Raw genomic sequence first — 11,142 nt, 5'->3', positions numbered from 1 at the left:
GCGTCCCCAAGATCGCCATCGCGGGCAAGCCTTGCTCCCACAACCGAGGTTTTTGAAATGAATGTTTTGATCATTGGCAGCGGTGGCCGTGAACACGCCCTGGCCTGGAAAGTGGCTCAGGATCCGCGTGTACAGAAGGTATTCGTCGCTCCAGGCAACGCTGGTACCGCCATCGAAGCCAAGTGCGAGAACGTCGCCATCGACGTGCTCGCCCTTGAGCAACTGGCGGACTTTGCCGAGAAAAACGTTTCCCTGACCATCGTTGGCCCGGAAGTGCCACTGGTCGCTGGCGTCGTTGACCTGTTCCGTTCCCGTGGCCTGGATTGCTTCGGTCCGACCGCTGGCGCCGCTCAGCTGGAAGGTTCGAAAGCCTTCACCAAGGACTTCCTGGCCCGCCACAAGATCCCGACCGCCGACTACCAGAACTTCACCGAGATCGAGCCGGCCCTGGCTTACCTGCGTGAAAAAGGTGCGCCGATCGTGATCAAGGCCGATGGCCTGGCCGCCGGTAAAGGCGTGATCGTTGCCATGACTCTGGCCGAAGCCGAAGACGCCGTACGCGACATGCTCGCCGGCAATGCCTTCGGCGACGCCGGTTCACGCGTTGTCATCGAAGAGTTCCTGGACGGCGAAGAAGCCAGCTTCATCGTCATGGTCGACGGCAAGAACGTCCTGCCGATGGCTACCAGCCAGGATCACAAACGCGTCGGCGACGGCGACACCGGTCCGAACACCGGCGGCATGGGTGCCTACTCCCCTGCTCCGGTGGTCACTGCCGAAGTGCACAAGCGCGTCATGGACCTGGTGATCTGGCCGACCGTTCGCGGCATGGCCGAGGAAGGCAACGTCTACACTGGCTTCCTGTACGCCGGCCTGATGATCGACAAGGCTGGTAACCCAAAAGTTATCGAATTTAACTGCCGTTTCGGCGACCCTGAGACCCAACCTGTCATGCTGCGTTTGCAGTCGAGCCTGGTGCTGCTGGTAGAAGCTGCGCTGGCACAGGCGCTGGACAAGGTCGAGGCACAATGGGATCCACGTCCGAGCGTCGGCATCGTGCTGGCCGCGGGCGGCTATCCTGGTGACTACGCCAAAGGCGCGGCCATCAAGGGCCTGGATGCAGCGGCGGCACTGGAAGGCAAAGTTTTCCACGCCGGTACTGCTCTTGAAAACGGTCAGGTTGTTACGGCCGGTGGTCGTGTTCTTTGCGCCACTGCCATGGGCGCCAGCGTCGATGCCGCACAGCAGCAGGCTTACAAACTGGCGGCCAGCATTGATTGGGAAGGCTGTTTCTATCGCAAGGACATTGGCTACCGTGCCATTGCCCGCGAGCGTGGCGAAAATCAGGAATAAGCTTCCATTCAGCCGGGCGAGGGCTTCGGGCCCTTGCCTGACTATTCCGGCGCCGCGCATAGTTATATTCTGGCATTAACCTACGAAGGGATTTCGCCGTGCGCTGGCTCAGGATTGCCATAGGTTTCACCGTCACTCTGCTGACCCTGCTCTGCATGCTCCCGGCTCAGGCCGGACAAGGCAGTGGCCTAGCGGTATTGCTCGACGAACAGGGCGACCTGCAGCTGAGCGATGTACGCTCCGCGCGCTATACCAACCAATTCAGTCCTATCGATCTCGAACGCATCACGGCCGCCGAGCCCGACGGTGCGCTCTGGCTGCGCTTTCGTCTTGCGCCGGGCAAGCATGAGCAGTTGCTGAGAGTATTCGCACCCGACCTGCTGCAACTCAATATGTACGTGCTGGACGGCGACAAGCTGATCGAGCAATCGAGTACCGGCCACAAACAGCCCCAGGCTGACCGGCCACTGCCCAGCAGCGACTTCATGCTGCCGCTGCCGCAAATCGACAAACCTCTCGACGTTTACCTGCGACTGGTTTCCGAACACCAGCTGCGACCTTTCATCACCCTGCAATCAGCGGTGATGGCCGCGGCCAGCCAGAACCAGACGTTGATCTACGGCCTGCTGCTGGGCTGCATCGGCATGCTGATCCTGCACAACCTCATCCGTTATGCCTACACCCGCTCACGCAGCAGTCTCTGGCTCGCCATCTGCGAAGGTTTGCTGATGCTCAGCGTGGTGCTGTTGCTGAATCTGGCAGGGCCATGGCTGCCGAACTGGCAAGCCGTACAAACACCCGGCGCCTACCTCGCCTTGTTACTGACGGCACCTGCCGGCCTTATGTTCGCCTATCGATTCTTCGCCCCACTCGGCCCACATCCGTTGAACAAGCTGATGTTGGGCGAGATCCTGTTCATCATGATCTGCGGCCTGTTGCTGCTGTTCGTCAACACATTGCCGCTGAACATCATCACCTACGGTCTGGTCGCCCTTGCGGGCCTGACCATGCTGTTCGTCAGCGCCTGTCACTGGCAGAAAGGCTATCGCCCGGCGCGGCTGTTCGTGGCGGCGATGGTGGTGTTCAACCTCGGCACGCTGATCATCCTGCCCGCTCTGCTCGGGCTGACCCTGATCGAACCCCACGGCCTGATCACCACTCTGCTGGCGTTCATTTGCATCAGCGGCTTGCTGATGAGCATCGCCTTGAGCGAGCGTCAGCGCCGCATCACCGAAGATCGCTTCAGCATCAGCCGCGACCTGGCGGCCAGCAACGCCGAGATCAACGCCAAGGCCGAGTTCCTGGCGAAAATCAGCCACGAGATCCGCACGCCGATGAATGGCGTGCTGGGCATGACCGAGCTGTTGCTGGGTACGCCTCTCTCGGTCAAGCAGCGTGACTATGTGCAGACCATCCATAGCGCCGGCAACGAGCTGCTGACGCTGATCAACGAAATTCTCGACATTTCCAAACTCGAATCCGGGCAGATCGAACTCGACGATGTGCAGTTCGATCTCAATGCGCTGATCGAGGACTGCCTGAGCATCTTCCGCGCCAAGGCCGAACAGCAGAATGTCGAGCTGATCAGCTTCATCCAGCCGCAAGTGCCACGGGTCATCAGCGGTGACCCGACCCGCTTGCGCCAGACCCTGTTGAGCCTGCTGGAAAACGCCCTGAAGAAAACCGATGAAGGCGAAATCCTGATCGTCGTCGCCCTCGATGAGCGCAGCGCCAAACCGCGCCTGCGCATCGCCGTGCAGGACAGCGGCGAACCGATGGACGCCGAAGAGCGCGATGCCCTGATGCACGCCGAACTGCACAGCAAGCACTTCCTGTCGGCCAACCGTCTGGGCGGAAATCTGGGGCTGGTGATCGCCCGTCAGCTGATTCGCTTGATGCAAGGCGAGTTCGGCATCAAGAGTGGCAGCAACCAGGGCAGCACCTTGTGGCTGACATTGCCGCTGGACCCGGATCGTCTCGAACACCCGACATCCGACCTCGATGGCCCGCTGCAAGGTGCACGGGTTCTGGTGGTGGATGACAACGACACCTGTCGCAAGGTCCTGGTGCAGCAGTGCAGCGCCTGGGGCTTGAACGTCAGTGCCGTTGCGTCCGGCAAGGAAGCCCTGGCACTGCTGCGTACCAAGGCGCACTTGCGTGACTATTTCGACGTGGTCCTGCTGGACCAGAACATGCCCGGCATGACCGGCATGCAACTGGCGGCCAAGATCAAGGAAGACCCGAGCCTGAACCACGACATCCTGCTGATCATGCTCACCGGCATCAGCAATGCGCCGAGCAAGATCATTGCGCGCAATTCGGGGATCAAACGCATCCTCGCCAAACCGGTGGCCGGCTACACCCTCAAGACCACACTGGCCGACGAACTGACCCAACGCAACAAGGGTCTCGCCGTCATGCAGCCACCCTCTTCCGGCCCGACGCTGCCGGTCAAGGTGCCCAGCGATTTCCGCATTCTGGTGGCCGAAGACAACAGCATCTCGACCAAGGTTATCCGCGGCATGCTGGGCAAGCTCAACCTGCAACCGGATACCGCCAGCAATGGCGAGGAAGCCTTGCAGGCAATGAAGGCCCAGCGCTACGACCTGGTGCTGATGGATTGCGAAATGCCGATCCTCGATGGCTTCTCGGCCACCCAGCAATTGCGCGCCTGGGAAGTCGGCAACCAGCGGACCCGTACTCCCGTGGTGGCGTTGACCGCACACATCCTCGCCGAACATAAAGAACGCGCGCGTCAGGCCGGCATGGATGGGCACATGGCCAAACCGGTCGAGCTCTCGCAGTTGCGCGAGCTGATCGAGCACTGGGTAGCCCAGCGCGATCTGCAGAACCGCACGGCGACACCAACGTCCTGAGCCGACAGACCCCATCGCCTGATAGACTCCCCCTCGACTTCCCTCGTCAGTGAGCTTGCACCATGCTCCATGTGTTGTTCAGCGTTTACCTGAAGATGCTGGTGCTCTACAGCCCGTTCTTCGTGTTGTCCTGTTTCATCAGCCTCACCCGCGGTTACTCACGCAAGGAACAACGTCGGCTGGCCTGGAAAGTGGCGACCGCCACGCTGGTCTCCAGTGTCTTGCTGTACCTGTTTGGCCGAGTGATTTTCGACGTCTTCGGCATCACCGTGGACGCGTTCCGCATTGGTGCCGGAAGCGTACTTTTCATCTCCGCACTGGGCATGGCCCAGGGCAAGTCGGCCGTGCAGACCGACAACGTGCAGCAGGACGTAACCATCGTTCCGCTGACCATCCCGCTGACGGTCGGCCCCGGTACCATCGGGGCCTTGCTGGTCATGGGCGTGAGCCAGCCGCACTGGGACGACAAGCTCACCGCCATTCTCAGTATTGCCCTGGCCAGCTTCACTGTCGGCGTGGTGCTTTACCTGTCCAGCCGAATCGAGCGCATTCTCGGTGATCAGGGCTTGCAGATTGTCAGCCGGTTAATGGGCTTGTTCGTATGTGCGTTGGCAGCGCAGATTATTTTCACCGGAGTGAAAGGGTATTTGGTGCCATGACGGCGCCACAGGTCACGTAATCCTGCCCGGGTTCGATATCAGGCGTGACCGCTATCATCTGATGCCACCTTACAAAGGCGATGAGTTGCTCCCTGCTTCTGGCAAACGCCCTCGCCGCCATTTCGAACCTGTGATGCTTCACCGATACCGGTGAAGTAAAACTGCGCGGCAAAAAAGCCAGCTGCAAAAAAGGCTCTTCCACGGTTTGCGTCGTTTCGAACTCAAGCTGGAACAAATCCATGCAGGCTTTGCGTGAGCTCACTGCAAACAGCACATGCACCTTAAAGCGTTGCTCCTCTTCCTTCCCCGGCACCTTGACCGTGCGCTGACTGACACAGCGCTCCCAAAAGCGCACCGCCGATGGTGAATACGTGGGGATTTTGCTGAAGGCATTCAATGCTTCAAGTACCAACGCACTTTGCTCCTGAAGCGACGGACCTGCCATTGCCTGAACGATCACATCACTGAGCGTGACGCTTGGCCGGCCTTCAAATGTCGGCCGCAGCACTTGCTCTCCCCGAAGCGTCCAAGCGCTCCGCTCAAGCGCCTGGACAAAGGTGCTGTGCCATTGCGAAAACTCTTCGACATTCGAAAACTTACTCGACGCCATCAACCGGGCGGCGAGTAGTGAATACAACGTGTCGCACTTCATTTGGCTTTCCAATGAACTCGACAACACGCTTAACAAACCGGTATCGACAAACGATTCCTGACGATTACTTTCCATGTTTCACCTTGCAAACTGTAGAAGCAAAGAGAACTTCAAGCATCGAAGTTCTCATCATAATTACAGCGGAACTTTAAAGTAATCGAGCCGAGCCTTATCGACTGCACCCTGAACAACATCCTTGACGACATTGTAAGCACGCCGATTCAATGTACGGCGGGTAGCGGCGCTGTATATTTTCACCTCCTCACCCCGAAACTTGAAAAACAGAATCTTTGTAATCAGCTCTTTCGCCTCCATCTGCATCGCACACGCGATCATTGTTGGTCGCCCACCCAGCAATACACATGGAACAACCTTAAGGTCACCGGATTTATTCTTTTTACTTTTCAGCTCTATCAGCTTTATTGCGCCATCGTTCTTTTCCAGGGAATTAAAAGCTGCGGAAATCAGTGGCAGGACTTTCAGTTTATCGGCACCGGCGGCCAAGGCGATGATCTGCAGTGCAGCCTCATCCATGGTGAAGGCCAGATCCCGACTGATGTATTCCTTATAAGGGTCGTTCATGGTCGGCCAACCGCAATTGGTCAGTGCTTTGCTATATTCGCCATACCATTCGCGGCGCTGGGACTCGCGGTTGTAATACGTGTCTGCACGCATTTCCGCATAAAGAATCGTATCGTCAAATGCCTCGCGATCCTCGTCCGACAGTGCTTCATCATAAGCCGCAACGGTTGATCCCAAGACGGCGGCGGATTCGTTGTCACTTTGCACCGAGGTCATACTGATACTTGCCATACGCGTCATTGGCCGCACTGTTTCAGTCAGTCCAAAATATTCCCGCTGCGCGGCATAGTCGAATGCCTCACCCATCACTTCATCCATAATCATATTATCAACTCCCTTATCATTTAATTAAGCCTGCCTCTTGCAGACAAATAAAACTTAGCGACCCACAAAAATTTGGTCAAACCAGAAATAACCACAAGATATTGTGATGCAAAAATGCCGACTAATAAGCCGGCATTTAAATAACAAACGGATAACTTAAAATAAACAAGGCCGGCATTGCGCCGGCCCATTCTGCAACTTACGGTTTATTGCCATACCAGCGAGGCGTGTATACCCACACGCCACCTTCCGGGCGTGGAAAGACACACGTGGTTGAGGAACCAATCAGCACCATGGTTCGCATATCAACCTGATCTGGCGTCAGTTGTCCAAGGGTCGTCACTCGTAGCGACTGCCCCGGACGGCCGACATCGCGCCCCAGCACCACAGGTGTTTCCGGTTCCCGGTGCCGAGCGACGATCTCCAGTGCTTGTCCCAATTGCCATGGACGTGAACGCGAGATCGGGTTGTAGAACGCCAGGGCCAGATCAGCTTGAGCAGCCAGGTCCAGCCGTTTCTCGATGATCGACCAGGGCTTGAGGTTGTCCGACAGCGACAGCACACAAAAGTCGTGACCCAACGGTGCACCGGCCTGGGCCGCGGTTGCCAACGAGGCAGACACGCCCGGCAGGATCTCGAGATCGACGTTGTGCCAATTGACGTCATCGGACTCGTGAAGCGCTTCGAGCACCGCGGCAGCCATGGCGAAAACACCCGGATCGCCCGACGACACCACCACCACCGATCGCCCTTGGGCCGCCAGTTCGAATGCATGACGGGCACGCTGCATCTCTTCGCGGTTGTCGGTGCAATGGAGCACCTGGTCCGCGCGGAATGGCCCGGCCATGCGTACATAGGTTTCATAACCCAGCACGTCGTTGGCGCGTGCGAGTTCGGTCTTCACCGCCGGCACCATCAACTCGGCCGCACCCGGCCCCAGGCCAATCACCGCCAGGCGCCCGCGCGCACGGCCGATCTGCAACGGGTCCAATGGCTGCGCGGCCACGGCAATGGCGACGGCATCATCACCAACGATGGAAGCTTCCGGCTCCATCGCCTGACGTGCCAGTTCAACGGCTCCACCCACGGCACTGGAAAAGCGCAAAGGCACACCCAGTTCGAGTGCCGCGTCACGCAGCGCCGGGCTGGCCATTGCGGTTTCGGCGGCCAACAGACAGGCCACCGACTGCACGGCAATTGCAGCCTGATGCAAGGCCTGGCGAATCACGTTCGGCAAATCCGCAACGCCGGCACTGACCGCGACCAACACACTGCGCGGATAGATCAGCAATTCGTTGGCCGCCGGCGGGCGCTCGGCATGACTGACGTGCACCGCCAGCCGCGCCTGTGCATCTTCAAGCAATTGCGCTTGCGCGAGCCACGGAGCCGAACCTTCGATGCGCACGGTTTCGCCGGCGAGCAGATCAGAAACGAAACGCTTGCCCAGTTCCAGATCGCCCAAGGTATAGCCGCTGGGCGGGTTGAGCAGGCACGTACCGAAACGCAGCTCACCGCTGGTGGTGATGGCCGGTGCGACGTCGAGATGGGCGGCAATTTCCCGCGCCATCACGTTCACGCCGCCCAGCCCACCGAGCAACGGCACCACCGCGCTACCGTCTTCGGCCACAGCCAGCACCGGTGGCTCGGCGCCCTTTTCGAGCAGCAACGGCGCCAATGTGCGGATCACTATCCCGGCCGCGCACAACGCGATGATCGGCGTGTTCTGTTGATACAGTTCTCGCAGGGTCGCGCCGAACTCGTGATAGACACGATCCGCGCCATCGACCCGCTCGGCCAGCCCATGGATCAAGGCGCCGGGGTAAACCTGTTGGAGCGTACGCGCGGTGGCGAGGCTGCCATTGCCGAGAATGACAATCGCCGGAGCTGGTCGGGTCATCAGCCTTGCCACCTTTCGCCGGGAACGATGATCAGCGAGAAGTACGGCGAGGACATCGGCTCGACCTGATCCAGCGGCACGATTTTCTGATTGGCCATGGTCGCGCGCTCGACGTACAACGCGCGCCCAGCGAGACCGAGTTCTTCCAGCACCTGGCGAACCTTGGGAAAGTTGCGCCCCAGCTTCATGATCACGGCCGCGTCGGCGTCGGCCAGGCGACGCTTGAGTTCGTCGTGGGGCAGCACGCCGGACAACACCGAAAGACTCTGATTGCGATACACCAGCGGCGCGCCGAGTACCGAGGCGCCGCCAAGCATCGAGCACACGCCCGGCACGACTTCGGCCTGATAGCGCTCGGCGAGCCGGTCGTGCAGGTACATGTAGGAGCCGTAGAAAAACGGATCGCCTTCGCAGATCACCGCCACGTCGCGACCGGCATCGAGGTGTGTCGCCAGTTCTTCGGCGGCGTCATCGTAAAAATCGCTGATCACTTGCTCGTAGGACAACGGCGCCGGCAACGCTTCGGTGGTCACCGGGTAAACCAGCGGCAACAGGTTCTGCGCTTCCTGCAGATGCGCCTCGATGATGCCGAACGCATTGCCCTTTTTACCCTTGGCGACGAAGTACGCCACCACCGGCGATTCGCGCAGCAGGCGCAGGGCTTTCACGGTAATCAGTTCCGGATCACCAGGGCCGACGCCAAGGCCGATCAAACGTCCAGGTTGCTGCATCATTCGATCTCCGTGGCGAGGGCATTGACGGCGGCGGCGGCCATGGCGCTACCACCCAGGCGACCTTGCATGATGACAAAAGGCACGCCACGGCTGTCCGCCGCCAACGCTGCCTTCGATTCGGCGGCGCCGACGAAGCCCACCGGGAAGCCGAGGATCAACGCCGGTTTCGGGGCGCCGGCGTCGAGCATTTCCAACAGGTAAAACAGTGCGGTCGGCGCGTTGCCGATCACCACCACACTGCCCTCCAAATGAGGACGCCATAGCTCCAGCGCAGCGGCAGAACGGGTGTTGCCCAGTTCGCGGGCAAGTTCCGCAACGCTCTCGTCGCGCAGCGTGCAGATCACCTGATTGTTCGCCGGCAACCGCGCGCGGGTCACGCCTTCTGAGACCATCCGTGCATCACACAGGATCGGTGCGCCGGCAGCCAGCGCGTCACGCCCTGCCTTGCCCGCACCTTCGGAAAACTGCAAACCGTCGATGGCATCGACCATGCCGCAGGCGTGAATCACCCGCACCGCGAGTTTTTCCAGATCGGCCGGGATTCGCGCGAGGTTGGCCTCGGCGCGAATGATCGCGAAGGAGTTGCGATAGATCTCCTGACCGTCGCGGATGTAATCAAGCATCAAGGGCGCTCCGTGAGCGGGCGTCGAGCACAGTCGCGACCGCTTCAATAGTAAGGTTGCGTGCGTGCACCGCGCCGAAACCGGGCTGCGCTGCATCGCGAAAATAGAGATCGTAGTGGCCGGGGGCGACGGCCAGCAATGTGACCGGCGCAACATGCGCGGCGGCACAGGAACGCGAACAACCGCTCAGGTGCACATTCAGTGCGTGCCCGTGACGTTGCAGCAGAGTGGCCAGTTGCAGGGCATCGCCCTTGGTTTCAGCCAGACCTTTGCCACAGCCGCTTGAACCGGTGCAGGCGATCAGTCGTGTCAACGATTGTCCGGGGTCGCACAACAGACCCAACTGCTCCAGGCGCTCAATGACATCAATGGCGTGTTCGCTGCGAACATTGGGCAGCAGCAGACTTTGCCACGGGGTAAACCGCAGGTTGCCGTCGCCGAACTCGCTCGCCAATTGTGCCGCGCCTCGCAGCATCGCCGGATCAAGTCGCCCCAGCGGCGGTACTGCGCCGACGTAGACAAGATCTGCCAGCGCCTGTGGATGAGCGCCGATGTGCAGAACACTTGAATCCGCAGTGCGTCGCCAATCGGTCATGGCCTGGATAGATACGCGTCCGGCCAGTCGAGTCAGGACATTTTCGATCGAGTGCTCGGCCAACAAATGACGCATCCGCGTTTGCTCGGGTCGCGCCAGTTCCAGAAACAACTCAAGCACCGCGACCACGAGGTTGTGGCCATCGTCGAGTGCCACTGAACCTGCGGGCGCGTCCGTTGGGCAACCCGCCAGACCGAACGCCCACCGCGTCTCGTCGTCTCGCCCAAAGGCCGAGAGCCACAGGTCGTGGGGATGTTCGAGCATCGCCGAGGCCTCGCCGCCATCGAGTTGCACGGCAAACTTGGCGCTGAGGTCGTGGAAGGGTTCGTGAGTTTGCAGCGTGACGAGGATCCGCTCAGCCAATGGACGTGTGTCGAGCAGCATCTTGCGATCGATCCCGGCACTCGGGCTGAGCATCAGGTTGCGTACGTCATCGCCCGCCGCGTTTTGCGGCCCCAGACCGGCGGCCAGCAGGCTCTCGATCAATGCCGTTTGCTCACGGCCAATCCCGCGTATTTGCAGATTGGCGCGGTTGGTCGCCTCGATCGCGCCACTGGCAAAACGTTCTGCCGCACTTGCCACTGCCTCGGCCTGAAAGCTGCTGATCGAACCGCCGCCGAGTTTGATCCGGCAGATTCCGCCATCCAGCGCCGGGACAATACGCAGCAACCCCGGACAGGCCGAGGGGCGTAAGGCGGTGGACACAGGGCGTTCGTTCAAGGGGATGACCCGTTCAGGTGGCGAAGCACTTCGCGGGCGAAGCGGGCGGTATTATGCCTGCTTTGCAACGGGGTATGAAAAGCTTGTCGGACGACGGGAAGGTTAACCGCCACGCAGCCCGGCAAGT

General features: G+C 60.1%; 9 protein-coding genes. 3 read left to right on the top strand and 6 right to left on the bottom strand.

Annotated elements, in window-relative coordinates; genetic code table 11:
• Nucleotides 1–57 precede the first annotated feature (57 nt).
• The 3 genes from purD to ACW9JC_RS14770 all read left to right on the top strand — a co-directional run bounded on the left by purD (nucleotide 58) and on the right by ACW9JC_RS14770 (nucleotide 4,888).
• Nucleotides 58–1,353 (top strand): phosphoribosylamine--glycine ligase, encoded by a 1,296-nt coding sequence (gene purD, locus ACW9JC_RS14780; RefSeq protein WP_457455652.1) that lies wholly within the window; start codon nucleotides 58–60, stop codon nucleotides 1,351–1,353.
• 98 nt (nucleotides 1,354–1,451) lie between these two features.
• On the top strand, nucleotides 1,452–4,229 hold the full coding sequence (locus tag ACW9JC_RS14775; RefSeq protein ID WP_457455650.1) for a response regulator: 2,778 nt from the start codon (nucleotides 1,452–1,454) through the stop codon (nucleotides 4,227–4,229).
• A 62-nt stretch (nucleotides 4,230–4,291) separates the two neighbouring features.
• Nucleotides 4,292–4,888: a MarC family protein gene (locus ACW9JC_RS14770; RefSeq protein ID WP_338584502.1), complete on the top strand. Its 597-nt coding sequence runs from the start codon at nucleotides 4,292–4,294 to the stop codon at nucleotides 4,886–4,888.
• Here ACW9JC_RS14770 and ACW9JC_RS14765 read toward each other — a convergent pair.
• From ACW9JC_RS14765 to cobG, 6 genes are all read right to left on the bottom strand, one after another.
• The gene (locus ACW9JC_RS14765; protein WP_457455648.1) at nucleotides 4,857–5,615 is read right to left on the bottom strand and encodes a hypothetical protein; all 759 of its coding nucleotides are present in this window, start codon (nucleotides 5,613–5,615) and stop codon (nucleotides 4,857–4,859) included. The two genes, ACW9JC_RS14770 and ACW9JC_RS14765, sit on opposite strands and share 32 nt — an antisense overlap.
• A 60-nt stretch (nucleotides 5,616–5,675) precedes the next feature.
• The gene (locus tag ACW9JC_RS14760; protein ID WP_457455646.1) at nucleotides 5,676–6,446 is read right to left on the bottom strand and encodes a hypothetical protein; all 771 of its coding nucleotides are present in this window, start codon (nucleotides 6,444–6,446) and stop codon (nucleotides 5,676–5,678) included.
• A gap of 199 nt (nucleotides 6,447–6,645) precedes the next feature.
• Nucleotides 6,646–8,343: a precorrin-3B C(17)-methyltransferase gene (cobJ, locus tag ACW9JC_RS14755; protein ID WP_457455644.1), complete on the bottom strand. Its 1,698-nt coding sequence runs from the start codon at nucleotides 8,341–8,343 to the stop codon at nucleotides 6,646–6,648.
• Nucleotides 8,343–9,074: a precorrin-2 C(20)-methyltransferase gene (locus ACW9JC_RS14750; protein WP_338586452.1), complete on the bottom strand. Its 732-nt coding sequence runs from the start codon at nucleotides 9,072–9,074 to the stop codon at nucleotides 8,343–8,345. Before ACW9JC_RS14750 ends, cobJ begins: the two co-directional genes overlap by 1 nt.
• Nucleotides 9,074–9,700, bottom strand: a complete 627-nt coding sequence (locus ACW9JC_RS14745; RefSeq protein WP_457455642.1) for a precorrin-8X methylmutase — start codon at nucleotides 9,698–9,700, stop codon at nucleotides 9,074–9,076. Before ACW9JC_RS14745 ends, ACW9JC_RS14750 begins: the two co-directional genes overlap by 1 nt.
• Nucleotides 9,693–11,000, bottom strand: a complete 1,308-nt coding sequence (cobG, locus tag ACW9JC_RS14740) for a precorrin-3B synthase (protein WP_457455640.1) — start codon at nucleotides 10,998–11,000, stop codon at nucleotides 9,693–9,695. Before cobG ends, ACW9JC_RS14745 begins: the two co-directional genes overlap by 8 nt.
• Nucleotides 11,001–11,142 lie beyond the last annotated feature (142 nt).

Source organism: Pseudomonas sp. SDO5591_S426 (genome assembly GCF_054070755.1).
Note: the sequence above shows the minus strand (reverse complement) of the source record. Positions and strands in the feature narration are given on the sequence as shown.

Bases quoted from the DNA above. Each gene is read 5' to 3' on its own strand.
- ACW9JC_RS14770 (WP_338584502.1), top strand. From the start codon at position 4,292: ATGCTCCATGTGTTGTTCAGCGTTTACCTGAAGATGCTGGTGCTCTAC.
- ACW9JC_RS14745 (WP_457455642.1), bottom strand. From the start codon at position 9,700: ATGCTTGATTACATCCGCGACGGTCAGGAGATCTATCGCAACTCCTTC.
- ACW9JC_RS14750 (WP_338586452.1), bottom strand. From the start codon at position 9,074: ATGCAGCAACCTGGACGTTTGATCGGCCTTGGCGTCGGCCCTGGTGAT.
- cobJ (WP_457455644.1), bottom strand. From the start codon at position 8,343: ATGACCCGACCAGCTCCGGCGATTGTCATTCTCGGCAATGGCAGCCTC.
- ACW9JC_RS14760 (WP_457455646.1), bottom strand. From the start codon at position 6,446: ATGATTATGGATGAAGTGATGGGTGAGGCATTCGACTATGCCGCGCAG.
- ACW9JC_RS14765 (WP_457455648.1), bottom strand. From the start codon at position 5,615: ATGGAAAGTAATCGTCAGGAATCGTTTGTCGATACCGGTTTGTTAAGC.
- purD (WP_457455652.1), top strand. From the start codon at position 58: ATGAATGTTTTGATCATTGGCAGCGGTGGCCGTGAACACGCCCTGGCC.